Annotated in this window: 23 protein-coding genes; 15 read left to right on the top strand and 8 right to left on the bottom strand. The window is 65.0% G+C overall.

Annotated features, from left to right (window positions below; genetic code table 11):
• Window positions 1–73: 73 nt before the first annotated feature.
• On the bottom strand, window positions 74–688 hold the full coding sequence (locus tag AC1RQK_RS05610) for a glutathione S-transferase family protein (RefSeq protein WP_174422964.1): 615 nt from the start codon (window positions 686–688) through the stop codon (window positions 74–76).
• A 450-nt stretch (window positions 689–1,138) separates the two neighbouring features.
• On the opposite strand from AC1RQK_RS05610, the gene purB reads away from it, so the two are divergent.
• From purB to AC1RQK_RS05570, 8 genes are all read left to right on the top strand, one after another.
• Window positions 1,139–2,515, top strand: a complete 1,377-nt coding sequence (gene purB / locus AC1RQK_RS05605; protein WP_183035252.1) for an adenylosuccinate lyase — start codon at window positions 1,139–1,141, stop codon at window positions 2,513–2,515.
• A 255-nt stretch (window positions 2,516–2,770) separates the two neighbouring features.
• Entirely contained in the window at window positions 2,771–3,361 is a 591-nt protein-coding gene (locus AC1RQK_RS05600) for a cytochrome b (protein ID WP_492807978.1), read from the top strand.
• 67 nt (window positions 3,362–3,428) lie between these two features.
• Window positions 3,429–4,001 (top strand): YceI family protein, encoded by a 573-nt coding sequence (locus AC1RQK_RS05595; protein WP_043349502.1) that lies wholly within the window; start codon window positions 3,429–3,431, stop codon window positions 3,999–4,001.
• Window positions 4,002–4,068: 67 nt separating this feature from the next.
• Window positions 4,069–4,650 carry a YceI family protein gene (locus AC1RQK_RS05590; protein WP_416049660.1) on the top strand — a complete coding sequence of 194 codons (582 nt, stop codon included), beginning with the start codon at window positions 4,069–4,071 and terminating at the stop codon, window positions 4,648–4,650.
• A gap of 416 nt (window positions 4,651–5,066) precedes the next feature.
• Window positions 5,067–6,458 carry a class I SAM-dependent methyltransferase gene (locus AC1RQK_RS05585; RefSeq protein WP_492372951.1) on the top strand — a complete coding sequence of 464 codons (1,392 nt, stop codon included), beginning with the start codon at window positions 5,067–5,069 and terminating at the stop codon, window positions 6,456–6,458.
• 22 nt (window positions 6,459–6,480) lie between these two features.
• Window positions 6,481–7,812: a sensor histidine kinase gene (locus AC1RQK_RS05580; protein WP_150985951.1), complete on the top strand. Its 1,332-nt coding sequence runs from the start codon at window positions 6,481–6,483 to the stop codon at window positions 7,810–7,812.
• Window positions 7,813–7,819: 7 nt separating this feature from the next.
• The gene (locus AC1RQK_RS05575) at window positions 7,820–8,953 is read left to right on the top strand and encodes a hybrid sensor histidine kinase/response regulator (RefSeq protein WP_174422957.1); all 1,134 of its coding nucleotides are present in this window, start codon (window positions 7,820–7,822) and stop codon (window positions 8,951–8,953) included.
• On the top strand, window positions 8,950–9,957 hold the full coding sequence (locus AC1RQK_RS05570) for a response regulator (RefSeq protein WP_174422956.1): 1,008 nt from the start codon (window positions 8,950–8,952) through the stop codon (window positions 9,955–9,957). The genes AC1RQK_RS05575 and AC1RQK_RS05570 overlap by 4 nt, the downstream gene beginning before the upstream one ends.
• Window positions 9,958–10,056: 99 nt before the next feature.
• Here the strand turns inward: AC1RQK_RS05570 and secF are convergent, their stop codons facing one another.
• The 5 genes from secF to queA form a co-directional block, all read right to left on the bottom strand.
• Window positions 10,057–11,028 carry a protein translocase subunit SecF gene (gene secF / locus AC1RQK_RS05565; RefSeq protein WP_459371956.1) on the bottom strand — a complete coding sequence of 324 codons (972 nt, stop codon included), beginning with the start codon at window positions 11,026–11,028 and terminating at the stop codon, window positions 10,057–10,059.
• A 91-nt stretch (window positions 11,029–11,119) separates the two neighbouring features.
• Entirely contained in the window at window positions 11,120–12,991 is a 1,872-nt protein-coding gene (gene secD / locus AC1RQK_RS05560; protein ID WP_492372952.1) for a protein translocase subunit SecD, read from the bottom strand.
• A 237-nt stretch (window positions 12,992–13,228) separates the two neighbouring features.
• Window positions 13,229–13,558 carry a preprotein translocase subunit YajC gene (gene yajC / locus AC1RQK_RS05555; protein ID WP_441636490.1) on the bottom strand — a complete coding sequence of 110 codons (330 nt, stop codon included), beginning with the start codon at window positions 13,556–13,558 and terminating at the stop codon, window positions 13,229–13,231.
• Between the two features lie 173 nt (window positions 13,559–13,731).
• Complete coding sequence (gene tgt, locus AC1RQK_RS05550; protein ID WP_492807975.1) at window positions 13,732–14,883, bottom strand: tRNA guanosine(34) transglycosylase Tgt; 1,152 nt, start codon at window positions 14,881–14,883, stop codon at window positions 13,732–13,734.
• A gap of 40 nt (window positions 14,884–14,923) precedes the next feature.
• Window positions 14,924–15,964, bottom strand: coding sequence for a tRNA preQ1(34) S-adenosylmethionine ribosyltransferase-isomerase QueA (queA, locus tag AC1RQK_RS05545; protein ID WP_492808109.1), 1,041 nt, complete (start codon window positions 15,962–15,964; stop codon window positions 14,924–14,926).
• 184 nt (window positions 15,965–16,148) lie between these two features.
• Between queA and recG the strand changes: the two genes are divergently transcribed.
• From recG to ubiA, 6 genes are all read left to right on the top strand, one after another.
• Window positions 16,149–18,350 (top strand): ATP-dependent DNA helicase RecG, encoded by a 2,202-nt coding sequence (gene recG, locus AC1RQK_RS05540; protein WP_492372953.1) that lies wholly within the window; start codon window positions 16,149–16,151, stop codon window positions 18,348–18,350.
• A gap of 122 nt (window positions 18,351–18,472) precedes the next feature.
• On the top strand, window positions 18,473–19,426 hold the full coding sequence (locus tag AC1RQK_RS05535) for a LysR substrate-binding domain-containing protein (RefSeq protein ID WP_043349480.1): 954 nt from the start codon (window positions 18,473–18,475) through the stop codon (window positions 19,424–19,426).
• 412 nt (window positions 19,427–19,838) lie between these two features.
• Complete coding sequence (locus tag AC1RQK_RS05530; protein WP_492807974.1) at window positions 19,839–21,284, top strand: catalase; 1,446 nt, start codon at window positions 19,839–19,841, stop codon at window positions 21,282–21,284.
• A 78-nt stretch (window positions 21,285–21,362) separates the two neighbouring features.
• Window positions 21,363–21,557, top strand: coding sequence for a hypothetical protein (locus AC1RQK_RS05525; RefSeq protein ID WP_150985960.1), 195 nt, complete (start codon window positions 21,363–21,365; stop codon window positions 21,555–21,557).
• 77 nt (window positions 21,558–21,634) lie between these two features.
• Window positions 21,635–22,120: a Dps family protein gene (locus AC1RQK_RS05520; RefSeq protein WP_035867478.1), complete on the top strand. Its 486-nt coding sequence runs from the start codon at window positions 21,635–21,637 to the stop codon at window positions 22,118–22,120.
• A 129-nt stretch (window positions 22,121–22,249) separates the two neighbouring features.
• The gene (gene ubiA / locus AC1RQK_RS05515; protein WP_150985961.1) at window positions 22,250–23,107 is read left to right on the top strand and encodes a 4-hydroxybenzoate octaprenyltransferase; all 858 of its coding nucleotides are present in this window, start codon (window positions 22,250–22,252) and stop codon (window positions 23,105–23,107) included.
• A gap of 65 nt (window positions 23,108–23,172) precedes the next feature.
• Here the strand turns inward: ubiA and proC are convergent, their stop codons facing one another.
• Window positions 23,173–23,997 (bottom strand): pyrroline-5-carboxylate reductase, encoded by an 825-nt coding sequence (gene proC, locus AC1RQK_RS05510; RefSeq protein ID WP_492807972.1) that lies wholly within the window; start codon window positions 23,995–23,997, stop codon window positions 23,173–23,175.
• Between the two features lie 45 nt (window positions 23,998–24,042).
• The gene (locus tag AC1RQK_RS05505) at window positions 24,043–24,771 is read right to left on the bottom strand and encodes a YggS family pyridoxal phosphate-dependent enzyme (RefSeq protein ID WP_492807970.1); all 729 of its coding nucleotides are present in this window, start codon (window positions 24,769–24,771) and stop codon (window positions 24,043–24,045) included.
• A 63-nt stretch (window positions 24,772–24,834) separates the two neighbouring features.
• Here AC1RQK_RS05505 and AC1RQK_RS05500 point away from each other — a divergent pair, with 63 nt between their 5' ends.
• Window positions 24,835–25,878, top strand: coding sequence for a type IV pilus twitching motility protein PilT (locus tag AC1RQK_RS05500; RefSeq protein WP_150985964.1), 1,044 nt, complete (start codon window positions 24,835–24,837; stop codon window positions 25,876–25,878).
• Window positions 25,879–25,892 lie beyond the last annotated feature (14 nt).

Genomic DNA, 25,892 nt, shown 5'->3' with positions numbered 1-25,892 from the left:
GTGCGATGCCATGAAAAAACCGGCTCGATGGCCGGTTTTTTCATCGTTGCGCGGCAGGAGGCGCAGGCAAGGCTCAGGCGCGCGGCGGTTCCGTGTCGATGAACGACTGGCGCTTGGCAAGCTTGTCCTGGTATACGGCGAGGCGCGGGTGGCGCTCACGCCAGGCGATGTCCGGGAAGCGGAAGTCCAGGTACGACAACGCGCAGCCCACGGCCACGTCGGCCAGCGAGTAATGGTTGCCCGAGCACCAGGGCCGGTCGGCCAGGCCGTCGGCGATGGCGGCCACCGCCGCATCGATCTTGCCGAGCTGGCGCTGGACCCAGCGCTCGCTGCGCTGCCCGGGCTCGCGCTGCGTGTGTTCCAGGCGCGCCAGCAGGGCGGCATCGAGCAGGCCGTCGGCCAGCGCTTCCCAGCAACGTACCTCGACGCGTTCGCGGGCGCCTTGCGGGATCATGCGGCTGACGGGCGTCAGGGTGTCGACGTATTCGACGATCACGCGCGAGTCGAAAATCGCGCCGCCGTCTTCCATGACCAGGCACGGTACCTTGCCCAGCGGGTTGAACTGGGAGATGGTGGTGTCCGGCGACCACACGTCAACCTCGACCATCTGGTAATCGATCTTCTTTTCCGCCATCACGACGCGCACTTTGCGCGCGTAAGGGCTGGTTTGCGATGCATACAGCTTCATGGACTCCCCTCGAGCTTGTTATGAAGTGCATCGGCCGCGTCTCGCGCGCCCCGGCATGCCCGATGCACTTCATAACAGGCTAGCGGATCGGCGAGCGCGAGTATACCCGTGCCCCGTCCGGGATGTGCCGGGCGTGCGCGGCGCCTGCCTGCCGTGTCGTCATGCCGAGACGCGCGAGCTGCCCGGCCCCGCGAACGCGTCCACAGAACGCGGGCCGCGATGGTAAAATGCCCGCTTTCCGTCGTGCCGTCAGTCGGTATTTGCGCCGAATTGTTCTCTTTTTGAGGTGGATTGGACCTGTTTTTGTGTCTTTTCCCCTCTTTAGGCCGGTTCGGCCTTGTCACCGGCCACTTCGGCCCGCGAGGGCCTCGCCCGGCCATTTTGCCTGCGCAATCTGCCCGCCCGGCCACGCTTGCGTAACCACTTCCCTCTTCCCTCCGGTCTCCCAGCATGTCTTCTTCCTCGCTCTCTCCGCTCACCGCCCTGTCTCCCATCGATGGCCGCTACGCCTCCAAGGCCGATGCGCTGCGCGAGTGGCTCTCGGAAGCGGCCTTCATGCGCAACCGCGTCAAGGTGGAAGTGCACTGGCTGATCGCGCTGTCGCAAGCCGGCCTGCCCGACATGCCGAAGTTCTCGCCGGCCTCGGAAGCGGCCCTGCTGGCCCTGGTGGACAACTTCACCGAGGCCCACGCATCGCGCATCAAGGAGATCGAGGCGGTCACCAACCATGACGTGAAGGCCGTGGAGTACTGGCTTAAGGAACAGGTCAAGGGCAACGCCGAACTGGAAGCCGCGAGCGAGTTCATCCATTTCGCCTGCACCTCGGAAGACATCAACAACACCTCGCACGGCATGATGCTCAAGGGCGCCCGCGAAGGCGTGATCCTGCCCACGCTGCAACGCGTGCACGCGCGCCTGGTGGAACTGGCGCATGCCAATGCCCGCCAGCCGATGCTGTCGCGCACCCACGGCCAGCCGGCCAGCCCGACCACGCTGGGCAAGGAAATGGCCAACGTGGCGGCACGCCTGGCGCGCGCCATCGAGCGCATCCAGCGCGTGGAGCTGCTGGGCAAGATGAACGGCGCGGTCGGCAACTACAACGCCCACCTGTCGGCGTACCCCAGCTTCGACTGGGAAGCCTTCTCCAAGCAGGTGATCGAAACGCGTCTGGGCCTGACCTTCAATCCCTACACCATCCAGATCGAGCCGCACGACTACATGGCCGAGCTGTTCGACGCCATCGCCCGCGCCAACACTATCCTGCTCGACCTGAACCGCGACATCTGGGGCTATATCTCGCTGGGCTACTTCAAGCAGCGCACCAAGGCCGGCGAAATCGGCTCTTCGACCATGCCGCACAAGGTCAACCCGATCGACTTCGAGAACTCGGAAGGCAACCTGGGCCTGGCCAATGCGGTGCTGCGCCACCTGTCGGAAAAGCTGCCGCTGTCGCGCTGGCAGCGCGACCTGACCGATTCCACCGTGCTGCGCAACATGGGCGTGGCCTTCGGCTACAGCCTGCTGGCCTATGAGGCCTGCCTGCGCGGCCTGGGCAAGCTGGAAACCAACCCCGAGCGCCTGGACGAAGACCTCGACAACTGCTGGGAAGTGCTGGCCGAGCCGGTGCAGACCGTCATGCGCCGCTTTGGCGTGCCCAATCCCTATGAGCAGCTCAAGGAACTGACGCGCGGCAAGGGCATCTCGCGCGAGGCGCTGCAGACCTTCATCAGCGGCCTGGCGATCCCAGACGATGCCAAGAAGCTGCTGCTGGAAATGACCCCGGCCACCTATATCGGCCGTGCCGTCAGCCTCGCCGAACGCGTGTGATGTTCCCGGCCTGCTGGCCGGCGCGGTGCAAAAAAGCCATCCCCGGGGATGGCTTTTTTTGTTGATGGGCGGCCGGCGCAGGCACGCCTTGCCGGCTGCGGCGAAATGTCACTTCAAATGGTTTGAATGATTCCATGAATTTCAGACCGTTCCGCAACCTGCCCGCCGCACAATAATGCGAGAATTCAAGGAGCAGCAGTAATTGCCGTTCAGTAAAAGATAGTGAAACGCCCGCAAGGGCAGGGGTCCTTATCCATGCATTCCCAAGCCAAAGCCGGCGCCCACGCCGGCGCTGCCGCAGCGCCGCAGCCGACGTCCGCCTATGGGGCCACGGCGATCGGCCTGCACTGGATCATCGCGCTGCTGATCTTCGCCGCCTTCGGGCTGGGCCTGTACATGACCAGCATCCCGGGCTTGTCGATGCTCAAGCTCAAGCTGTTTTCCTGGCACAAGTGGATCGGCGTGACCGTCTTTGCCATCGCCGTGCTGCGCGTGTTGTGGCGCGCCACCCACCGCGCGCCGGCACCGGCCGCGGGCACTCCGGCCTGGCAGGCCAAGGCCGCGCACGCGGCGCACCTGCTGCTCTACGCGCTGATCGTGGTGGTGCCCATCACGGGCTACCTGTACAGCTCGGCGTCAGGGGTTCCCGTGGTCTACCTCGGCATCTGGCAGCTGCCCGCGCTGATCGAGAAGAATGATGAGATCAAGGAAATCCTCAAGCTGGTCCACATCTGGCTGAACTACCTGATGGCCGTGATCGTCGTAGTGCATGCGGCCGCTGCCGTCAAGCATCAGTTCATCGAGCGCGATGGCACGCTGGCGCGCATGCTGCCGTTCCTCAAGTAAGCCGACATATCGGCAAACCGACAAATGACCGAGGGCCGCAAGGCCCTCTTAGCGACAGGAGTTTTTAATGAAACGCATTCCCCGCCCGAGCGCGCTCCTGATGGCAGCCACGCTGGCCACTGCCGGCATCGCAGCCAACTACGCCTGGGCCCAGGTCGACGCAGCCAAGAGCTCGGTCACCGCGACGGCCCGCCAGATCGGCGTGCCGATGGAGGGCAAGTTCAAGAAGTTCGACGCCACGGTCGCGTTCGATCCCGCCAAGCTGGCAACATCCTCGGCCAAGGTCGAGATCGACGTGTCCAGCTTCGAGATCGGCGACGCCGAGACCACCAAGGAGGTCAAGGGACGCGACTGGTTCGACGCGGCCAAGTACCCCAAGGCGGTGTTCCAGTCGACCAGCATCAAGGCCGGCGCCGCCGGCAAGTATGAGGTGGCGGGCAAGCTCACCATCAAGGGCAAGACCCAGGACGTCGTGATTCCGGCAAGCTATCGCCAGGATGCCGGTGGCCAGGTGTTTGAAGGCGTGCTGCCGATCAAGCGCACCGTGTACAACATCGGCGACGGCGAATGGAAGGACACTTCCGTCGTGGCCGACGATGTCCAGATCAAATTCCGTATCGTGACCTTGGCTAAGAAGTAAGCGCGCGGCGCTCATCTTCCCTGCCATTCCTTTGCTGTTCATCCCCAACTTTTTGCCGGGAGCTCTCATGAAATTGCGCACCATCCTCGCCGCTGTCGCGGCCCTGTCCGCCGTCGGCGTCGCATCCGCCAACACGGTGACCTACAACCTCGACCCCACCCACACGTACCCGAGCTTCGAAACCGACCACCTGGGTGGCCTGTCGACCTGGCGCGGCAAGTTCGAAAAGTCGAGCGGCGTGGTGACGCTGGATCGTGCCGCGAAGACCGGCTCGGTGGACATCAAGATCGATCCCGCCTCGGTCGACTTCGGCAACAGCAAGCTGAACCAGCACGTGAAGGGCCCTGACATGTTCAACGTCGAAGCCTTCCCCGAAGCCACCTACAAGGGCAAGTTCTCCAAGTTCAACGGCGATGTGCCGACCGAAGTCGATGGCGTGCTGACCCTGCACGGCGTGTCCAAGCCGGTCAAGCTGGAGATCCGCGAGTTCAAGTGCATCCAGCATCCGATGCTCAAGCGCGAAGCCTGTGGTGCTGACGCGGTGGGCACTTTCAACCGTGCCGATTTCGGTATCGACTACGGCGTGAAGATGGGCTTCAAGCCCGAGGTCAAGCTGGCGATCCAGGTCGAAGGCGTAAAGGCGGACTAAAGGCCGACCAAGCGCCGACCAAGCGTCGACTAAAAAGGCCGGGAGCATTCCCGGCCTTTTGCATTATTTTCGGTGGTTTCCGGTTGTTCCCGGCCCGGCGGGTGGGCTTGCGCAGGTTGTGTTGTCTGCACTTGACGCCCACAGTACAATGATCCGCTAAGAATCAGTTACAGTCCTACTCAGTACAGTCTCACTCAGTTTCAGTCTCAGTCACAGTTACCAGGGTGTAGTCGCGCGCGTGCCATCATCAGGACGCCCATGCCCGCAACCGATTACCGACATGTATCCCAGCAGTACCCCCTGATACTGGCCTAGCGTAGCGATCCATCGCCCTACGAGCTGTACCCGGCCAGTCAATGATGCATTGTTGAACTGGGCGGCCGGCAGCGTTTTTCGGATTTCTCTGGCGCAATACCGTGTACTCCCAAACGCAAATCGATCCGGTGGTTAGTTTCCGCAACTCGCAGGGCGAGCAGGTGCGGGGCACAATTATCAATCTCCAGAGAAAAGCTCTGGTGATGGAAATCTACAATCCATACTCGATCGTCCAGGTCAGCGAGGTGCTGAGCGAGCTGAGTGTGCGCATGGGCAGCAAGAACGCCTACCTGGGTAAGGCGGTGGTGATGAGCCTGGTGAACACCGGCCTCACCGCGGTGGTATCGCTGACGCTGATCGATGAATGGCGCGAGCTGAGCGACCTGCCCAATGAGCCTAAATCGGTTGGGCGCGAGGCCGAACTGTTCATCAACGACTGGGATGCGCGCTTCAATATCCGGCGCGATTACCAGATCGTGGTCAACGAAATGCGCGCGTTTCTCTCGGAAGTCTCGCGCTGGGTCGAGCAGGTCGACCTGACCGAGAACCTGCCCAAGAACGACGGACGGCTGCGCGAGGACGTGTTCTACGAGCTCGCCACGCCAATCATGCTCAAGGTCAAGACCTACCTCGACCGGCTCGAAGGCGAGGCCGAGCAGGTGGACGCGGAGATCGCGCCGGTGCACCGCACATACGCGCAATCGGCCCTGCATCCACTGCTGCTGCGCGCCCCCTTTGTCTACCGCACCTTCACCAAGCCGCTGGGCTATGCGGGCGACTATGAGATGGTCAACCAGATCCTGAACGATCCGCAGCAGGGCCCGACCACCTACTTCCAGATCGTCAATACGGCCTTCCTCAAGGCGGCCGTGGCGACCGCCCACCGCAACCGGATCGACCTGCTGGTCGATTTCCTGTCGCGCCAGGCCGATGCCGCCCGCGCGGCCGGCAGGCCGTTTCGCATCCTCAATGTCGGCTGCGGCCCGGCCTTCGAGATCCAGCGCTTCGTGCGCGAGTATCCGCAGCCGGAGCTATTGTCGTTCCAGCTGGTCGACTTCAGCGAGGAGACCCTGGCTTACACCAAGTCCTCCATCGAGAGCTCGGCCGCCTCGGCGGGGCACAAGGTGTCGGTGGAGATGGTGCATCAATCGGTACATGAACTGCTCAAGCGCAAGATCGCGCCGGACGACGCCGGGCTGCGCGAGTTCGATGCGGTGTACTGCGCCGGGTTGTTCGACTACCTGTCCGATAAGGTGTGTTCCCGCCTGCTGAGCTATTTTGCCGCGCGTACGCGGCCTGGCGGCCAGTTGCTGGTAACCAACGTCCATTCGGACAATCCGGAGAAATTCGGCATGGAACACCTGCTGGAGTGGTACCTGATCTATCGCGACGAGGCCAGGATGAGTATGCTGCTGCCCGAACAATCCCGTGATCACAAGCTCTATGTCGACCAGACCGGGGTTAATGTGTTCGCGGAAGCGATCATCCTCTGAAACGCCAGTAGCCGGCCCAGCCATGAGCACCAATCAACTTTACGCGGGTTACCAGACCGAGCTGGCGGATTTCCGCCTGGCCTTCAGCCGCGGCGGCGCCTATACCGCCATCGTGCTGGTGCTGCTCGGCGTGGGGTTGGACTACGGCCAGTATCCGCAGTTGCAGGCGCCCTTCGCCGTGGCGCGCGTGCTGGTGTCGCTGCTGATCGCCGGCATCGTGATGCTGTTGTACAGCACGGCAGGGCGCCGTTTTGCGCCGTGGCTGACGTTGTCCTGGCTGCTGCTGCCGCAGATCATGATCTCGTGGATGATCTGGCATACCGATGGCGTGGAGTCGCCGTATTACGTCGGGCTGAATCTCGCCATCTTCGCGTCGGGCATCGCGCTGCCGTTCGGCTTGTGGCAGAACCTGGTCTTCGGGATCCTGTCCTACCTGTTCTACCTGCTTGCCTGCGTGCTGCATCCCGGCGGCATCGAGCCGGCCGGCACCTTTATCGTCAATTCGCTGTTCCTGCTGTTTGCCGCGGCGGCCAGCGCGGTCTATACCTTCTTCAATGAGCGGGCGCGCTTCATGCTGTTCCGGCTGAAAGCCGAAGTGGCGGAGAAGAACGGCGAGCTCGAAGTGATCAACCGCAAGCTGGTCGACATCAAGGGCCAGATGCTGCAGCAGGAAAAGATGGCCGCCATCGGTACGCTGGCCGCGGGCCTGCTGCACGAGGTCAACAACCCGGTCAACTTCTGCCTGATGGCGATCGAGGTCGCGCTGGAAGAGCCGGTGGCCAAGAACGAACCGATGCTGCAGGAGTGCCTGGTCGACGCCAAGCAGGGAATGCAACGCATCCAGCATATCGTGTCGGACCTGAAGACCTTCGCCTATCGCAAGCCCGGTGCTGAAGCGGAGGGCACGCCGTTCCTGTTCGAGAAGGCGCTCGACTCCTCGATTCGGCTGACCGCCCATGAGCTGCGCGGGGTGGCCGTCACGCGCGAGTTGCCGACCGATACGCTGGTCCTGGGCGACGAAGCCGCGGTGATCGGCGTGCTGATCAACCTGTTCTCCAACGCCGCGCTGGCCATGCGCAAGGCCGGCACGCAGGCCCCGGCCATCCATACCACCGTGAAGTGGGTGGAGCGCCGGCTGCATGTGACCGTGAAGGACAACGGACCGGGCATTGCGCAAGAGCACCTGGCGCGCGTGTTCGAGCCGTTCTTCACCACGCGCGAAGTCGGCCAGGGCCTGGGCCTTGGCCTGTCGATCAGCTACGCGGTGATCGAGCGTCACGGCGGCGTGCTGTTTGCCGAGAGCGAGCTGGGCAAGTGGGCCTCGTTCAGCTTCGACCTGCCCCGAGCCGACTGAGAATGCCATGAGCGACGCCCGTCAACCACGGCTTACCGTGCTCTACGTCGATGACGAGGAAATGGCATGCAAGTACTTCGCTCGCGCGGTCGGCACGGAGTACGAGGTGCTGGTCGCCAGCGGCGCCGACGAAGCGGTACGCATCCTGCGCCGGGAGAGTGCGCGCATCGCCGTGCTGGTGACGGATTTCCGCATGCCGGGGCGCGATGGCGGCGACCTGCTGCGCCAGGTTGCGCTCGAGTACCCGCAGATCGTGCGCATCCTGGTGACCGCCTACGCGGACAAGGACATGCTGTTGCAGACGGTCAACACTGGCGAAGTGTTCCGCATCCTGGAAAAGCCCATCGAGCTGGGCCAGGTGCGCGAAGCGCTGCGGCTGGCCGCCGAGCGCTATCGCGAACGCTCGATCCGCCATCAGCGCCTGATGGCGATCGACGAGACGCTGGCCTTCCTGGCGCATGAACTGAACACGCCGCTGGCGGCGATTGCAAATTTTGCGCGGGGTATCGAAAGCCGTATCGCGGCGGAATACAATCCGCTGCGCCAGAGCGAGATTGGCCAGGCGGCCACGTCGATGCACGACAACGCGCAGTATTGCCTGGCCGTGATTTCGTCGTTCCTGCAGTCGGTGCGCAGCAGCGGCAGCCGGCCGAGCACGCAAGCAGGCGCCAGCCGGGAAGTGACCGCCGGCGGCCTGATCGCAGCGCTGCTCGACACCTACCCCTTTGCCGGGCCGCAGCGCGAGTGGGTAAAGATCGAAATGCATGACGACTTTGCCGTGCGCACGCTGCCCAATTGCGTGGCGCTGGTGCTGTCGTCGCTGTTGTCCAATGCGCTGCGGGCGCTCGACGGCGTCGACTCGCCTTCACTGCGCTTCGTGGTGGCGGCCGAGCCCGATGCCGCGATCCGCATCTGCGATAACGGCCCGGGCATACCACCTGAGGTGATGGGGCGCCTTCTGGTGGATCCGGTCACCACCCATGCGAGTACCGGCGGCAACGGACTGGGCATGATTTTTTGCAACCGTGTCATGCAGTCTTTCGGTGGCGGCATCCGGATCGAGTCTACGTCCGGTGCGGGTACCACGGTGACGCTGGATTTCCCCAATACCAAGAGTCGAATGCATAGGAGTGATCGATGAACGAACCGAATGCCACGCAGGCACCATCACCGGCGATTCTGTTCGTCGATGACGAGGCGACGGCCGTCAAGTATTTCCAGCGTGCCATCGGAGCCCTGGCGCCGGTCGTGACCGGTGGCTCGGTCGAAGAGGGCAAGGCGCTGCTGGATGCGCACGCGGACAGCCTTGCGGTCCTGGTCTCCGACCAGCGCATGCCGGGCGAGTACGGCAACGAGCTGCTGCGCTACGCGCGCGAGCGCTATCCGCATATCGTGCGGATCCTGACCACCGCTTACTCGGAGATCGAGCATACGGTCGCGGCCGTCAACGAGGGGCAGATCCATCGCTATATCAAGAAGCCGTGGGACATCACCTCGCTGCGCATGGAGCTCAAGCAGGCGCTTGAGATGGCCGGCCTGCGCAAGGAGCGCGACCAGTTGCTGCGCGAGAAGCTGAGCGTGCTGCAGCGGCAGACCATTGCCGCGCGCATCGGCCTGATCCGCACGCTGTCGGCCAGCCTGATCGGCCCGGAGCGCTTCCAGCCGGTGGACACCTACCTGGCCTCGGCCGCGCTGGTCGGCGTGCAGAATCCCGAGCCGGACTGGCTGTTGATGGACTACGCCGACCTGGTGGCGGCGGAAAGCCGCCGCAGCGGCACCTTCGGCCACGCCGTGGCGGCCAAGCTCGCCGCGCTGCGCACGCAGCTCGCCGGCCGTGGAGCGGGCGATGCGGTGGCGGCACTGGCCGAGACGCTGGCCGCGACGCAAGGCGCAGCCAACGTGCGCCGCGATGGGGATGCCCTGGTGTGGATCCAGGGTGCCGCGCTTGCCGAGTACCTGGGCGAGCCGGTGGATAAGGAGGTGTCCGCGCAGCATGCCACCTGGCTGGCCGGGCTGCTGTGGCTGGATGAAACCGGCGGCGCACTCAAGGCAGTGCGGGAGGGCGACTCCATCGTTTACCGCCCCACCGATCGCACTGCGGAGTTCGCCGCGGATCGCCTGGCGGTGTGGATCGAGCAGTTCTGAGCAAGTTCCAAGCGCGTTCCGAGTAGCAACGGCATAACAAGAAAGGGCACCCGAAGGTGCCCTTTTTTGCTGCCTTTGAAACTATCCGCGGCAGGCCCGTCAGGCCTGGGCGCCGAAGTTCGGGTCGTCGCGGTCGACGTCGCCCGGCTTCTTCTCGCCCTTGACCAGGTCCTCGCGCTTGACGCCCAGCCACATGGCCAGCGCCGCGGCGACGAACACCGAGGAGTAGATGCCGAACAAGATACCGACGGTCAGCGCCAGCGCGAAGTAGTGCAGGGTGGGGCCGCCGAAGAAGAACATCGACAGCACCATCATTTCGGTCGAGCCGTGGGTGATGATGGTCCGCGAGATGGTGCTGGTGATCGCGTTATCGATGATCTCGTGCGTGGTCATCTTGCGGTACTTGCGGAAGTTTTCGCGAATCCGGTCGAAAATCACCACCGATTCGTTCACCGAGTAACCCAGCACCGCCAGGATTGCCGCCAGCACCGACAGCGAGAATTCCCACTGGAAGAAGGCGAAGAAGCCCAGGATGATCACCACGTCGTGCAGGTTGGCGATGATGCCGGCCACTGCGAACTTCCACTCGAAGCGGAACGACAGGTAGATCACGATGCCGGCCACCACGCACAGCAGCGCCAGCAGACCGTCGGTGGCTAGTTCCTTGCCCACCTGCGGGCCGACGAACTCGACACGCTGGAGCTTGACGTCAGGCGCGGCAGTCTGCAGCGCCGTCATGACCTGCTCGCTCTGCTGGGCCGAGGTGGCGGGCTTGCCGTCCGGACCCTTTTGCAGCGGCAGGCGGATCATCACGTCGCGCGAGGTGCCGAAATTCTGCACCTGCACGTCGGTGTAGCCAAGCTTGCTGACCTGGCCGCGGATGCGCTCCAGGTCGGCCGTCTGCTGGTAGTTGACCTCCATCACCGTGCCGCCGGTGAACTCGATCGACAGGTGCAGGCCCTTGTGTGCCAGGAAGAATACGGCGGCGGCAAACGTCAGGAAGGAAATCACGTTGAAGATCAACGCGTGCTTCATGAACGGAATATCGCGCCGGATGCGGAAGAATTCCATGTTGAATCCTGTTTTGTACGGCAGCGCCTGCTGCCGTTCTATGCTGGTTGGATGTCCATGCGCGTTCTGTGCGCGCGGACATCCATGATGCTTACTTGGCGACGGTGCCCTGGCTGTCCGAGCCCGGCTTCCAGATCTGGCCGATCGCTACGCTTTGCAGCTTCTTCTTGCGGCCGTACCAGAGGTTCACCAGGCCGCGGTTGAAGAACACCGCCGAGAACATCGAGGTCATGATGCCCAGGCAGTGCACCACGGCAAAGCCGCGCACCGGGCCGGAGCCGAAGGCCAGCAGCGCCAGGCCCGCGATCAGGGTGGTCACGTTGGAGTCCAGGATGGTGGCCCAGGCGCGGTCGAAGCCGACGGCGATCGCCATCTGCGGCGAAGCGCCGGCGCGCAGTTCCTCGCGGATCCGCTCGTTGATCAGCACGTTGGCGTCAATGGCCATGCCGAGCACCAGCGCGATAGCGGCGATGCCGGGCAGCGTCAGCGTAGCCTGCAGCATCGACAGCACCGCCACCAGCAGCAGCAGGTTGATGGCCAGCGCGGCCACCGAGAACACGCCGAACAGCATGTAGTACAGCATCATGAAGACGGCGATGGCGCCAAAGCCGTAGGCCACCGAGTCAAAGCCCTTCTTGATGTTGTCCGCGCCCAGCGACGGGCCGATGGTGCGTTCTTCGATGATTTCCATCGGCGCGGCCAGCGAGCCGGCGCGCAGCAGCAGGGCCAGGTCGTTGGCGGCTTCGGTGGAGTACGAACCGGTGATCTGGAAGCTGGAGCCCAGTTCGGACTGGATCGTTGCCACCGTCAGCACTTCGCCCTTGCCCTTCTCGAACAGCACGATGCCCATCGGCTTGCCGATGTTCTCGCGCGAGACGTCGCGCAGCACGCGGCCACCCTGAGCGTCGAGCTTGATGTTGACCGAGGCGCGCTGGTTCTGGTCGAAGCCGGCCGAAGCGCTTTCAATGCGGTCGCCGGTGAAGATCACCTGCTTCTTGAGCACCACCGGGGCGCCGTTGCCTTGCGTGAACAGCTCGCTGCCGAAGGGGATCGGGTCGCCCGGGCGCGGGTTGCGCGGCGCGTCGGGGTCGGCCAGGCGGGCTTCCAGCGTGGCGGTGCGGCCGATGATGTCCTTGGCCTTTGCGGTGTCCTGCACGCCAGGCAACTGCACCACGATGCGGTCGGCGCCTTGTTGCTGGATCACCGGCTCGGCCACGCCGAGCTCGTTGACCCGGTTGTGCAGGGTGGTGATGTTCTGCTTGACCGCCGCATCCTGCACCGCCTTGCGGGCCGCATCGGTGAACACGCCGGAGATGTTGTTGCCATCCGGGGTGAACGCCAGCTCGCGCAGGTTGTCGGCCAGGATGCCGCGCGCCTTGGCGGCGTCGTCGGCATTGTTGAAGCGCACCGTCAGGCGGTCGCCGTCACGGTCGATGCCGCCATGGCGGATGCCCTTGTCGCGCAGCAGGGTGCGCGCGTCGCCGGCCAGGCTGTCGAGCTTCTTGTCGACCGCGCCCTTCATGTCCACTTGCAGCAGGAAGTGCACGCCGCCGCGCAAGTCCAGCCCCAGGTACATCGGCAGCGCGTGCATGGCGGTGAGCCAGCGCGGCGAGCCCGACAGCAGGTTCAGCGCGACCACGTAGGTGGCGTCATTGGGGTCGGGGTTGAGCGCGCGGGTCAGCACGTCCTTGGCCTTGAGCTGCTCGTCGGGCGTCTTGAAGCGCGCCTTGACCGAGCCGGACTGGCCGTTCAGGTCAAAGAACATGCCGTCGGGCTGCAGGTTGTTCTGCGCCAGCACCTGCTCGATCTGCTTTTGCATGGCCAGGTCGACCTTGACCGTGGCCTTGGCGGAGGAGACCTGCACGGCAGGCGCCTCGCCGAAGAAGTTCGGCAGCGTATAGGTGATGCCGATGGCCAGAGCCACCAGGATCACGAGGTATTTCCAAAGCGGATAACGATTCATCTTTGGCCAGTCGTTCTTCGGTTGGTGGCGCCGACGAGACCGTCAGCGGGCAGTTGGCACCACCGCACCGGTTGGCAAACAGCCGCCTGGCATCCACGGATAACCCGTGCTGGATCAGGCGGCTGCAGGGGCACGCGCGCTAAAGGCGTGCCGGGAAGGGCGAAAAAGCAGGCAGGCGGTGCGGGAGAAGCTGGGCGGCGCCTGAGTCAAGCAACGCCACGCCCGCGGCCGCGGTGCTCAGAGCGACTTCAGCGAGCCCTTGGGCAGCACCGTGGTAACCGCGCTCTTTTGCACCGTGATTTCGGTGCCCGCGGCGATTTCGATGGTCACGTATTGTTCGTTGACCTTGGTGACACGGCCGAGAATGCCGCCGGCGGTCACGACTTCATCGTTCTTGGCCAGGGCTTCCAGCATTGCCTTCGATTCTTTCTGGCGCTTCATCTGCGGGCGGATCATGATGAACCACAGCACCGCGAACATCAGGATAATAGGCAGGAAACTCATCAGGCCACCCGCCGCGCCGCCGGTGGCACCGGCAGTCTGGGCAAATGCGTTAGAAATCAGCACGTTGCTTCTCCGTCACAAAGTCAATCAGTTAGTCGATCATTCTACCACCCGCTTGCAACCGCATTCCATGCCCGATCCGGGCATTTACGGTGCAGTACGGGTTTGTTCGGGGCGCCTTGCGAGCCGCTTGGCAGCTGCAGGCACCGCTATTCGACCGGAGCTGTGCAGAAAGTTCACGCCGGGGCGGGCGTGGCCGACTGCGCCCCGCGCGCGCGATCGGCGGCGAACTGAAGGCGGAAGGCCTCGAAGCGGTGTTCCTCGATGGCTTCGCGCATCTCGCTCATCAGTTCCAGGTAGTAATGCAGGTTATGGATGGTGTTAAGGCGCGCACCCAGAATCTCGCCAACCCGGTGCAGGTGGTGCAGGTAGGAGCGCGAGAAGTTGCGGCAGGTATAGCAGCCGCAGGACTCGTCCAGCGGGCGGGTGTCGTTGCGGTGGACGGCATTCTTGATCTTGACGTCGCCAAAGCGCGTGAACAGCCAGCCGTTGCGGGCATTGCGGGTCGGCATCACGCAGTCGAACATGTCCACACCCGACGCCACGCCGGCCACCAGGTCTTCGGGCGTGCCCACGCCCATCAGGTAGTGCGGCTTGTGCGCGGGCAGGCGCGGGCCCACGTGCTCCAGCACGCGCATCATGTCTTCCTTGGGCTCGCCGACCGACAGGCCGCCGATGGCGTAGCCGTGGAAGTCCAGCTCCGACAGGCCGGCCAGCGACTCGTCGCGCAGGTCCTCGAACATGCCGCCCTGGACAATGCCGAACAGCGCGTTGGGGTTGCCCAGGCTGTTGAACTCGTCGATCGAGCGCTTGGCCCAGCGCAGGCTCATGCGCATGGAGGCGGCCGCTTCCGCGTGGGTGGCGGGGCGGCCGTCGATTTCGTACGGCGTGCATTCGTCGAACTGCATCACGATGTCGGAGTTCAGCGTGCGCTGGATCTGCATCGAGATCTCGGGCGACAGGAACAGCTTGTCGCCGTTGACCGGCGAGGCAAAGGTCACGCCATCCTCGGTGATCTTGCGCAGCGCGCCCAGCGAAAACACCTGGAAACCGCCCGAATCGGTCAGGATCGGCTTGTCCCAGCCCATGAAGCGGTGCAGGCCACCGTGCTTTTCCACCACGTCCAGCCCGGGGCGCAGCCACAGGTGGAAGGTATTGCCCAGGATGATCTGGGCGTTGATCTCACCGAGCTCGAGTGGCGACATCGCCTTGACCGAGCCGTAGGTGCCGACCGGCATGAAGATCGGGGTCTCGACCACGCCGTGGTTGAGGGTGACGCGGCCGCGGCGGGCGTTGCCGTCGGTGGTGAGCAGTTCGAAGTTGAGCATGGCGGGATTCGGGATTCAGGTTCGGGCTGGCGCGGCGCGCTCAGGGCTGGCGCGTCAGCAGCATGGCGTCGCCGTAGCTGAAGAAGCGGTAGCGCTCGGCCACCGCATGGCGGTAGGCGGCGCGGATGGGCTCCACCCCGGCCAGCGCCGACACCAGCATCAGCAAGGTCGACTTGGGCAGGTGGAAATTGGTGATCAGCGCATCGACCACGCGGAAACGGTAGCCAGGCGTGATGAAGATCTCGGTGTCGCCACGGCCGGCGGCCAGCGTGCCATCGGTGGCGCCGGCGGACTCCAGCGCACGCAGGGACGTGGTGCCGACCGCGATCACCCGGCCCCCGGCGGCGCGCGTGTCGAGCACGGCCTGGGCCAGCGCATCCGACACCTCGTACCACTCGGCGTGCATCTTGTGCTCGGCCAGGTTCTCGGTGCGCACCGGCTGGAAGGTGCCGGCGCCCACGTGCAGGGTCAGGAAGCCGCGGCGCACGCCCAGTGCGTCGAGCCGGGCGAACAGGGCCTCGTCGAAATGCAGTCCGGCGGTGGGTGCGGCCACCGCGCCGGGGGCGCGGGCGTAGACCGTCTGGTACCGGGTTTCGTCGAAGGCGTCGGGATCGTGGGTGATGTATGGCGGCAACGGCAGGCGGCCGTGGCGCTCGATCAGGTCCAGCGCCGGCTCGGGGAAGGTGAGCGTGAAGAACTGGTCCACGCGCGGGCCCACAGTGACGTCGAAGGCATCCGCCAGGCGCAGCAGGCTGCCCACGGGCGGCGTCTTTGAGGCACGCACCTGGGCCAGCACGGTGTGGCTGTCCAATACCCGCTCGACCAGCACCTCGACCTTGCCGCCGCTGCCCTTTTGCCCGAAGAAGCGCGCCTTGATGACGCGGGTGTCATTGAACACCAGCAAATCGTTGGGTCGCAGGTAGTCGACGATGTCGGTAAACGCGCGGTCTGTGAGGCGGGTGGTGCCCACCCGGGCGTCCGTATCCACCACCAGCAGACGGCTCGCGCCGCGCTCCGGCAAGGCGGTCTGGGCGATCAGTTCGGGCGGGAGGGCAAAGTCAAAATCGGACAGCGTCAGCATCATGGGGGCAAAAACGGCCGCAGACCGCGCGGTGGCGCGGCCGGCATAGGTACAATCGGTGAATCCGATATTGTAAGGCTTGGGGCGGCTGCGCCGCCCGGGCGTGCGTGATATCGCCTATTTGCGCCAACCAGCGCGTGCCACCTGGCGCGCGCCCCGACCCGAATCGCCAGCCACGCCCCAGATGCCAGGAACCGCTCCCGACCGAACCCCGGAAACCAACGACAGCCCGCCCGCGGCGCGCGCCGGGGACAAGCCGGGCCGTGCGGGCAAGGCGGCGGCCAAGGGCGCTGCCGCCGGCAAGCCGTCCTCGGCCATGGCCCGGCTGCACAAGCTCGGGCTCAAGCGCGACGTCGACCTGGTGCTGCACCTGCCCATGCGCTACGAGGACGAGACCACGCTGCTGCCGATCGCCGATGCCATCGGGCGCGCGGGCATGGGGCTGACGGTGCAGGTCGAGGGCGTGGTCACCTCCAACGAGGTCAGCCTGCGCCCGCGCCGCCAGATGGTGGTCAAGATCGCCGACGATACCGGCGAGCTGACGCTGCGGTTCATTAATTTCTACGGCAGCCAGACCCAGTTGATGGCCGAAGGCGCCTGCCTGCGGGTGCGCGGCGAGCTGCGCGGCGGCTTCTTCGGCGCGGAGATGGTCCATCCCACGGTGCGCGCGGTGACGCCCGGCGAGGCGCTGCCCGAGCGGCTGACCCCGGTCTACCCGAGCACCGCCGGCATCCCGCAGAGCTACTTGCGCAAGGCCATCGGCGGCGCGCTGTCACGCACGCCGCTGCCCGAGACCCTGCCAGCGCCCGTGCTGCAAGGCCCGCTGGCCCAGCTCAAGCTGCAAGCCTTGCCGGAGTGCCTGCGCCTGCTGCACACACCGCCCCAGGATGTGGACGAGCATGCGCTGGTTGAGCGCTCGCACCCGGCCTGGCAACGTATCAAGCTCGATGAGCTGCTGGCGCAGCAGCTCTCCCTCAAGCGCTCCCAGGCGGCGCGGCGCGACAAGAGCGCGCCACCCATGCCACGCCGCGCGGGCGGCCTGCTGACCGCCTTCCTGGCCGCGCTGCCGTTCAAGCTGACCGGCGCGCAGCAGCGCGTGGTGGAAGAGATCGCCAAGGACATGGGCGCGCCCCACCCGATGCACCGCCTGCTGCAGGGCGACGTCGGCAGCGGCAAGACCATCGTGGCGGCGCTGGCCGCCTGCCAGGCCATTGATGCCGGCTACCAGGCCGCGCTGATGGCACCCACCGAAATCCTGGCCGAGCAGCATTACCGCAAGCTCTCCGCCTGGCTGGAGCCGCTGGGCGTGCCGGTGGTGTGGTTGGCCGGCAGCCTGAAGACGCGCGCCAAGCGCGAGGCCGCGGCCAAGGTCGAGTCCGGCGAGGCCAAGCTGGCCATCGGCACCCACGCGCTGATCCAGGACAGCGTCAAGTTTGCCCGCCTGGGCTTGTCCGTGGTCGATGAGCAGCATCGCTTCGGCGTGGCCCAGCGGCTGGCGCTGCGCGGCAAGGCGGACCCCGATGCCGCCGCCGCGCCGGGCAAGGCTGGCAAGGCCGCGGAAACCGTACCGCACCAGCTGATGATGTCGGCCACGCCGATCCCGCGCACGCTGGCCATGACCTACTACGCCGACCTCGACGTCTCGGTGATCGACGAATTGCCGCCTGGACGCACTCCGGTGGTGACCCGGCTGGTCAACGACGCGCGCCGCGACGAGGTGATCGAGCGTGTGCACCACGCCGCCGCCGATGGCCGCCAGGTCTACTGGGTCTGCCCGCTGATCGAAGAGAGCGAGGCGCTGCAACTGCAGACCGCGGTGGAAACCTATGAAACCCTGGTCGCCGCCTTGCCCGAGCTCAAGGTTGGACTGGTGCACGGGCGCCTGCCGCCGGCGGAGAAGGCTGCGGTGATGGAAGACTTCACTGCCAACCGGCTGCAGGTGCTGGTAGCCACCACCGTGATCGAGGTGGGAGTGGACGTGCCCAACGCCTCGTTGATGGTGATCGAGCATGCCGAGCGCTTTGGCCTGGCGCAGTTGCACCAGTTGCGCGGCCGGGTAGGGCGGGGCAGCGCGGAATCGGTCTGCCTGCTGATGTACCAGGCACCGCTGTCGCCCACCGGGCGCGAGCGCCTGGCGACCATGCGCGAGACCACCGACGGCTTCGAGATTGCCCGGCGCGATCTGCAGATACGCGGTCCCGGCGAGTTCCTCGGCGCGCGCCAGTCCGGCGAGGCAATGCTGCGTTTCGCCGATCTGAACACCGACGCCTGGCTGGTCGATTATGCCCAGGAGGCCGCCGAGCTGATGCTGGCGCGCTTTCCGGAGGCGGTTGAAGCGCACCTGCTGCGCTGGCTGGGTGGCAGGGAGCATTACCTGAAGGCCTGATGTGACGAAGGGGACTCACCTGGCGCAAGCGGTCAGGTATCGCCTGCGCCGCTTTGCTTGTCATGTCTGACAGAACGTCGAATCGAAGGTAAAATCTATCGCTTAACGGAAATTGATAAGTCATGACGCTCACCGAACTCAAGTACATCGTCGCCGTAGCGCGCGAGCGCCATTTCGGCCGGGCGGCCGAAGCTTGCTTCGTGTCGCAGCCGACGCTGTCGGTGGCGATCAAGAAGCTGGAAGACGAACTCAATGTGCAGATCTTCGAGCGCGGCACGTCCGAAGTCTCGGTGACGCCGATCGGCGAGCAGATCGTGGCGCAGGCCCAGCGCGTGCTGGAGCAGACCATGGCCATCCGCGAGATCGCCAAGCAGGGCAAGGACCCGCTGGCCGGGCCGCTGCGGCTTGGCGTGATCTACACCATCGGGCCCTACCTGCTGCCCACGCTGGTCAAGGAAATGATCCAGACCGTGCCGCAGATGCCGCTGATGCTGCAGGAGAACTACACGGTCAAGCTGATCGAGCTGCTCAAGCAGGGCGAGATCGATTGCGCCATCATGGCCGAGCCCTTTGCCGATTCCGGGCTGACCGTGCAGCCGCTGTATGACGAGCCTTTCGTCGTGGCGGTGCCGCGTGGCCACCATCTGGAACATGCCGGGAAGGTGGATCCCGACGAACTCAAGCAGCAAACCATGCTGCTGCTGGGCAGTGGGCATTGCTTCCGCGACCAGGTGCTGGGCGTATGCCCGGAGCTGTCGCGCTTCTCGCAGGCGGCCGACGGCATCCAGAAGACCTTCGAAGGCTCCTCGCTCGAAACCATCCGCCATATGGTCGCAAGTGGCGTTGGCATCACGGTGCTGCCGCGGACTTCGGTGCCGGACCTGAAGCCCAACAAGAACGACCTGCTGGCCTACGTGCCCTTTACCGATCCCGTGCCCGACCGGCGCGTGGTGCTGGCCTGGCGCAAGAGCTTTACCCGCCTGCCGGCCATGGAAGCGTTGCGCCGCGCGGTGGCTGCCTGCGACTTGCCCGGCGTCAGCATGCTGGCCGCCAAGGAACTGGCTGAAGCCGCCTGAGCGCGCCCTGCCTGCCGGCGCTTTGCGCCGGCAGCACGCTTTGCCCTGCCTTGTTTTTTCTCCTCCCTCGATTTTTCTAAATTCACTGTGTCTTTGCCCTATGCCATGCTGGCGCGCGGGCAGGAATAGGCATGTTCTATTTCATAGTTAGAAATAATTGAATTTGAAATTCAATAGCCTTTCCGTAGACTTCCTCCATCGACGCATTGCGCGCTGTCATCCACAAGGAGTCGCACATGAAAGGCGAAAAACCCAGCTTGACCGCCGCCGGCGAGCTTCTGAGCGCACTGGCCGGCCGCATGGCCGACTGCCTGGCCTGTTACGCCACGGTGTACTGACATTTTGCCGCGGCTTTGCCGCAACCCGCCCTAGCCAGACTCCCCGTTCCACCCCCACGAAAAATGAGGCCAAGATGAGCAAGAACAAGGACACTCTCACCACCGCCGCTGGCGCGCCGGTAGCCGACAACCAGAATTCGCAGACCGCCGGCCCGCGCGGCCCGATGCTGCTGCAAGACGTGTGGTTCCTGGAGAAGCTCGCTCACTTCGACCGTGAAGTCATCCCCGAGCGGCGCGTGCACGCCAAGGGCTCGGGCGCGCACGGCAAGTTCACGGTGACCCACGACATCACGCGCTTTTCCAAGGCCTCGATCTTTGCCAGCGTTGGCAAGGAGACGCCGATGTTCATGCGCTTCTCCACGGTGGCGGGCGAGCGCGGCGCGGCGGATGCCGAGCGCGATGTGCGCGGGTTCTCGGTCAAGTTCTATACCGATGAAGGCAACTGGGACGTGGTGGGCAACAACACGCCGGTGTTCTTCGTGCGCGACCCGCTGAAATTCCCGGATTTCATCCACACGCAAAAACGCAATCCGCGCACCAACCTGCGCGACCCGATTGCCGTCTGGGATTTCTGGTCGCGCCATCCGGAATCGCTGCACCAGGTCACCATCCTGATGAGCGACCGTGGCCTGCCGCAGAACTATCGCCGGATCCATGGTTTCGGCTCGCATACCTTCTCGTTCATCAATGCGGCCAACGAGCGTTTCTGGGTGAAGTTCCACTTCAAGTCGCAGCAGGGCATCGCCAACTGGACCAACGAGGAAGCGGCCAAGGTGGTGGCGGGCGACCGCGAGAGCGCGCAGCGCGACCTGTTCGAGAACATCGAGCGCGGCAACTTCCCGCGCTGGAACGTGCGCGTGCAGGTCATGCCCGAAGCCGATGCGGCCAAGTACCACATCAACCCGTTCGACCTCACCAAGGTGTGGCCGCACAAGGACTATCCGCTGATCGACGTCGGCGTGATGGAGCTCAACCGCAACCCGGACAACTACTTTGCCGAGGTGGAGCAGGTGGCGATGAACCCTTCCAACATCGTGCCGGGTATTGGCTTCTCGCCCGACAAGATGCTGCAGGGCCGGCTGTTCTCGTACGGCGACACGCAGCGCTACCGCCTGGGCGTGAACCACAACCAGATCCCGGTGAACGCGCCCAAGTGCCCCTTCCACAATACCTTCCACCGCGATGGCGCGATGCGCGTGGACGGCAACCAGGGCGGCAAGCTCAACTACGAGCCGAACCGCGAGGGCGCCTACGCCGCCAGCGAGCGCGCCATCGAGCCGCCCCTGGCCCTGGATGGCGCGGCCGACCGCTTCGACCACCGTGTCGACAGCGATTACTACAGCCAGCCCGGCGCGCTGTTCCGCCTGTTCGACGAGGCCCAGCGCCAGCGTCTTTACGCGAACATTGCGGCAGCCATGCAGGGCGTGCCGGAAAACATCGTGCGGATGCAGCTGGAGCACTTCACCAAGGCCGATCCGGCTTATGGCGAGGGCGTCAAGCGCGCACTCAACCTGAAGTAATGCGCAAGCAATGAAGCAGGGCAGTGCGGGTGGCCCCTAGCCGGGGGCCACCTTGAATGCCCGGCACGGAGAACCATCATGGCCATGTTCAGACTGTTCGTCAGCGAATTTCAGCAGTTGCAGCAAGTTGCCCACGACCGCCCCCGCCGCGCAGACGCGGCGCGCCTGCAGCGCAAGCTGTGGCGCACGGAGATCGGGCTGGCGGCGGTCGCGCTGGGCGCGGTCGCGATGTTCCTGGACGCGGCCAAGGGTTTGTCTGCCTTTACCGGGTGATGCCATAATGTGCGGGTTGTGCCGCGTCCCGTGGCGCGGCAGTTGTCAGAGCCACCCCAGACTGGAGCGTACCTATCATGGCAAAGAAGAATGAGATGAGCGTGAACATCGGCATTTCCGACAAAGAACGCAAGAAGATCGCGGAAGGCCTGTCCAAGTTGCTGGCGGATACCTACACGCTCTATCTCAAGACCCATAACTTCCACTGGAACGTCACGGGTCCGATGTTCAACACCTTGCACCTGATGTTCGAGACGCAATACACCGAGCTGGCGCTCGCCGTGGATTCGATCGCCGAGCGTATCCGCGCGCTGGGCTACCCGGCGCCGGGCACCTACAAGGAATACGCCCGCTTGTCGTCGATCCCGGAGGAAGAGGGCGTGCCCGAAGCCACCGAGATGATCCGCAAGCTGGTCGAAGGCCAGGAAGCCGTGGTGCGCACCGCGCGCTCGCTGTTCCCGGTCATCGACGCCGCGGGCGACGAACCCTCCGCCGACCTGCTGACCCAGCGCATGCAGACGCACGAAAAAACCGCGTGGATGCTGCGCTCGATGCTGGCCTGATGCCCTGAGTCGACACCACCGGCGGCCTTGGTGTGCTGCCGGCCATGCGCGCCGCGCCCTGACCGGGTCGCGGCGCGTTTTTCGTTGAATGCCATTGCCTTGCCCGACCCCGTGCCGCGGCCCCTTGCCATGCTTGAACGCTTAGCCCTGTACGCGCGCCTGGTGCGCATCGACAAGCCCATCGGCACGCTGCTGCTGTTGTGGCCCACGCTGTGGGCACTGTGGATGGCCTCGGGCGGCCAGCCGGTGTGGAGCCTGTTCTGGATCTTCGTCATCGGCACCTTCCTGATGCGCTCTGCCGGCTGCGCCATGAACGACTGGGCCGACCGCGATTTCGACAAACACGTCAAGCGCACCAAGGAGCGGCCGCTGACCGCGGGCAAGATTGCCGCGTGGGAGGCCGTGGCGGTGGCGGTGGTGCTGGCGCTGGCAGCCTTCGCGCTGATCACGCCGCTCAATGGGTTTACCAAGTGGCTGGCGGTGGTCGGCGCCGTGCTTGCCGCCACCTATCCCTTCTTCAAGCGGTTCTTTGCCATCCCGCAGGCCTACCTTGGCATTGCTTTCGGCTTTGGCATCCCGATGACGTTCGCCGCGGTGCAGGACCATGTGCCGGTGGTGGCGTGGGTGATGCTGCTGGCCAATGTGTTCTGGGCGGTGGCCTACGATACCGCCTACGCCATGGTGGACCGCGACGATGACTTGCTGCTCGGCATGAAGACTTCGGCCATTACGTTCGGGCGGTTCGATGTCGCCGCCATCATGATCTGCTATGCGGTGTTCCTGGGGCTGATGGCCTGGGCCGGTACGCAGTTCGGGCTGGGCTGGCCGTACTGGATCGGGCTGGCGGCGGCGGCGGGATGCGCGGTGTATCACTACACGTTGATCCGCGAGCGGGATCGCATGAAGTGCTTTGCCGCGTTCCGGCACAACAACTGGCTGGGCGCTTGTGTGTTTGCCGGGGTGGCTGCGGCCTACGCGTTGCGCTGAGGCTGCGCTCGAGCGTCCTGACGGTTTGCGTCCTTTCCCGTGAGGCGGGAAAGGACGTACCTAACTCAGTCCTTGCCAAACTCCGCGCCCATTTCCGTCGCGCGTTCAGCGGCGGCGTGCATGGCCTTGACGAAGGCTTCGCCGATATCGGCGGCTTGCATGGCGGTGAGCGCGGCGTAGGTGGTGCCGCCCTTTGAGGTCACGCGCTCGCGCAGCAGGCTGACCGGCTCTTCCGACTGGGCAGCCAGGGCCGCGGCGCCGCGGAAGGTTTCCACTGCCAGCGCGCGCCCTTGCTGGGCGTTCAGGCCGAGCTCCACGGCCGCTTTCTCCATGGCTTCGATGAAGTAGAAGACGTAGGCCGGGCCGCTGCCGGAGATGGCCGTGACTGCGTCGATCTGCGCGTCGCCTTCCACCCACTCGCACTTGCCCACGGCTTGGGCCAGCGCGCTGGCGATGTCACGGTCTTGCTGCGCCAGTCCGGCTACCGCTGCCAGGCCGGTCATGCCCATGCCGGCCAGCGCCGGGGTGTTGGGCATGGCGCGCACCAGGCGGGTGCGCCCGCCAAACCAGCGCCGCATGTCGGCCAGGCGGATGCCGGCGGCCACGCTCACGATCAGGCTGTCGCCCAGGTGCGGCAGCAGCGCTGCCGCCGCTTCGCGGAACTGCTGCGGCTTGACCGCCAGCACAAGCACATCGCTCTTGCCAAAGGCGGCGTCGGGCGCGCCTGCCGCATGCACCCCGAGGTCGCGCCGCAGGCGCGCCTGCGCTTCATCGAACGGATCGACCACGCGGATCGAGGTGGCTGGCACGCCCCGGGCGATCAGGCCGCCGATCAGGGCGGTGGCCATATTGCCGCCGCCGAGGAAACCAAAGGTGAGAGTCTTGAGCATATCGGTCTCTTGCTGGGAATCGTCTGGGAAGAAGGGAGCCGGCGTTCAGGCCGGCTTGGCCTGTGTCGCCTCGGGTGCCGTGGCATGGTCGCGCGCGCCGAAAATGGCGGTGCCGATGCGCACCACGGTAGCGCCCTCGGCAATGGCGGCCTCCATGTCGGCGGACATGCCCATCGAGAGCGTGTCCACATCCAGCCCGGCGGCGCGCAAGGTGTCGACCAGGGTGCGCAGCGCGGCAAACGGCCTGCGCTGGGCCGCCATATCGCTCTGCGGCTCCGGAATGGCCATCAGGCCGCGCAGCCGCAGCCCGGGCAGCGCCGCCACGGCGCGTGCCAGCGCGGGCACTTCGTCTGGCGCGACGCCGCTCTTGCTGGCTTCGCCGCTGATATTGACCTGCAGGCAGACCTGCAACGGCGCCATGCCGGCGGGCCGCTGCGCCGACAGCCGCTCGGCGATGCGCAGGCGGTCGATGGCATGGACCCAGTCGAACTGCTCGGCCACGGCACGCGTCTTGTTGCTTTGCAGGGGGCCGATAAAGTGCCAGCTTATCTGGCCGCGCAAATCGCCAAGTTGCGTAATCTTGTCCACGCCTTCCTGCACGTAGTTCTCGCCAAAGGCGCGCTGGCCGGCGTCGAACGCAGCCTGCACCGCGGCGGCGGGGAAGGTCTTCGAAACCGCCAGAAGCGTGACTTCACCGGCCGGTCGCCCGGCCTGTTGTGCGGCTGCCGCGACACGCCGGTTGACGGCTTGCAAGTTGGCGGCGATTACAGACATAATCCGGCGAACATATCAAGAAGTACAACAATAAGTACGACAAAAAGGGTGGGGTCATTATAGATGGACATCGCGCAGCTATTAGCTTTCGCCGTCAAGAACAAGGCGTCCGATCTCCATCTCTCGGCAGACATGCCGCCGATGGTGCGTATCCACGGCGATATGCGCCGCATCAATGTGGCCGCGATGGGCCACAAGGATGTCCACGCCATGGTGTACGACATCATGAGCGACACCCAGCGCAAGCAATATGAGGAACGGCTGGAAATCGACTTTTCTTTCGAGATCGCCAGCCTCTCGCGTTTCCGGGTCAACGCTTACAACACGCAGCGCGGCGCCGCCGCCGTGTTCCGGACCATTCCTTCCAAGGTACTGACGCTGGAAGACCTGCGCGCGCCGGCGGTATTCGCTGACCTGTGCATGAAGCCGCGCGGCCTGGTGCTGGTGACCGGCCCGACCGGCTCGGGCAAGTCCACCACGCTGGCGGCGATGGTGGACCACCGCAACGATCACGACATGGGCCACATCCTCACGGTGGAGGACCCGATCGAGTTCGTGCACACGTCCAAGAAGAGCCTGATCAACCAGCGCGAGCTGGGGCCGCACACGCATTCTTTCGCCAACGCGCTGCGCTCCGCGCTGCGCGAGGATCCCGACGTGGTGCTGGTGGGTGAGCTGCGCGACCTGGAAACCATCCGCCTGGCGCTGACCGCGGCCGAAACCGGCCACCTGGTGTTCGCCACGCTGCACACGAGCTCGGCGGCCAAGACCATCGACCGGGTTGTCGACGTGTTTCCGCCCGAAGAAAAAGACATGGTGCGCACCATGTTGTCGGAGTCGCTGGAAGCGGTGATTTCGCAAACGCTGCTCAAGACGCGCGACGGCAACGGCCGTACGGCGGCGCACGAGATCATGATCGCCACGCCGGCGATCCGCCACCTGATCCGCGAGAACAAGATCGCGCAGATGTACTCGATGATGCAGACCAGCAGCGGCCTTGGCATGCAGACGCTGGATCAGTGCCTGTCGGACCTGATCAAGCGCGGCATCATCAACTACAACGATGCCCGCGCCATTGCCAAGAACCCCGACTCATTCACGGGCTGAGGCGAGTCCGCCGC

The organism is Cupriavidus sp. GW822-FHT02D05, from assembly GCF_058802485.1.
Note: the sequence above shows the minus strand (reverse complement) of the source record. Positions and strands in the feature narration are given on the sequence as shown.

What these genes read in the sequence shown, in the direction of transcription:
- AC1RQK_RS05610 (WP_174422964.1), bottom strand. Translation starts at nt 688, where the DNA reads ATGAAGCTGTATGCATCGCAAACCAGCCCTTACGCGCGCAAAGTGCGC.
- purB (WP_183035252.1), top strand. Translation starts at nt 1,139, where the DNA reads ATGTCTTCTTCCTCGCTCTCTCCGCTCACCGCCCTGTCTCCCATCGAT.
- AC1RQK_RS05600 (WP_492807978.1), top strand. Translation starts at nt 2,771, where the DNA reads ATGCATTCCCAAGCCAAAGCCGGCGCCCACGCCGGCGCTGCCGCAGCG.
- AC1RQK_RS05595 (WP_043349502.1), top strand. Translation starts at nt 3,429, where the DNA reads ATGAAACGCATTCCCCGCCCGAGCGCGCTCCTGATGGCAGCCACGCTG.
- AC1RQK_RS05590 (WP_416049660.1), top strand. Translation starts at nt 4,069, where the DNA reads ATGAAATTGCGCACCATCCTCGCCGCTGTCGCGGCCCTGTCCGCCGTC.
- AC1RQK_RS05580 (WP_150985951.1), top strand. Translation starts at nt 6,481, where the DNA reads ATGAGCACCAATCAACTTTACGCGGGTTACCAGACCGAGCTGGCGGAT.
- AC1RQK_RS05575 (WP_174422957.1), top strand. Translation starts at nt 7,820, where the DNA reads ATGAGCGACGCCCGTCAACCACGGCTTACCGTGCTCTACGTCGATGAC.
- AC1RQK_RS05570 (WP_174422956.1), top strand. Translation starts at nt 8,950, where the DNA reads ATGAACGAACCGAATGCCACGCAGGCACCATCACCGGCGATTCTGTTC.
- secF (WP_459371956.1), bottom strand. Translation starts at nt 11,028, where the DNA reads ATGGAATTCTTCCGCATCCGGCGCGATATTCCGTTCATGAAGCACGCG.
- secD (WP_492372952.1), bottom strand. Translation starts at nt 12,991, where the DNA reads ATGAATCGTTATCCGCTTTGGAAATACCTCGTGATCCTGGTGGCTCTG.
- tgt (WP_492807975.1), bottom strand. Translation starts at nt 14,883, where the DNA reads ATGCTCAACTTCGAACTGCTCACCACCGACGGCAACGCCCGCCGCGGC.
- queA (WP_492808109.1), bottom strand. Translation starts at nt 15,964, where the DNA reads ATGCTGACGCTGTCCGATTTTGACTTTGCCCTCCCGCCCGAACTGATC.
- recG (WP_492372953.1), top strand. Translation starts at nt 16,149, where the DNA reads ATGCCAGGAACCGCTCCCGACCGAACCCCGGAAACCAACGACAGCCCG.
- AC1RQK_RS05535 (WP_043349480.1), top strand. Translation starts at nt 18,473, where the DNA reads ATGACGCTCACCGAACTCAAGTACATCGTCGCCGTAGCGCGCGAGCGC.
- AC1RQK_RS05530 (WP_492807974.1), top strand. Translation starts at nt 19,839, where the DNA reads ATGAGCAAGAACAAGGACACTCTCACCACCGCCGCTGGCGCGCCGGTA.
- AC1RQK_RS05525 (WP_150985960.1), top strand. Translation starts at nt 21,363, where the DNA reads ATGGCCATGTTCAGACTGTTCGTCAGCGAATTTCAGCAGTTGCAGCAA.
- AC1RQK_RS05520 (WP_035867478.1), top strand. Translation starts at nt 21,635, where the DNA reads ATGGCAAAGAAGAATGAGATGAGCGTGAACATCGGCATTTCCGACAAA.
- ubiA (WP_150985961.1), top strand. Translation starts at nt 22,250, where the DNA reads ATGCTTGAACGCTTAGCCCTGTACGCGCGCCTGGTGCGCATCGACAAG.
- proC (WP_492807972.1), bottom strand. Translation starts at nt 23,997, where the DNA reads ATGCTCAAGACTCTCACCTTTGGTTTCCTCGGCGGCGGCAATATGGCC.
- AC1RQK_RS05505 (WP_492807970.1), bottom strand. Translation starts at nt 24,771, where the DNA reads ATGTCTGTAATCGCCGCCAACTTGCAAGCCGTCAACCGGCGTGTCGCG.
- AC1RQK_RS05500 (WP_150985964.1), top strand. Translation starts at nt 24,835, where the DNA reads ATGGACATCGCGCAGCTATTAGCTTTCGCCGTCAAGAACAAGGCGTCC.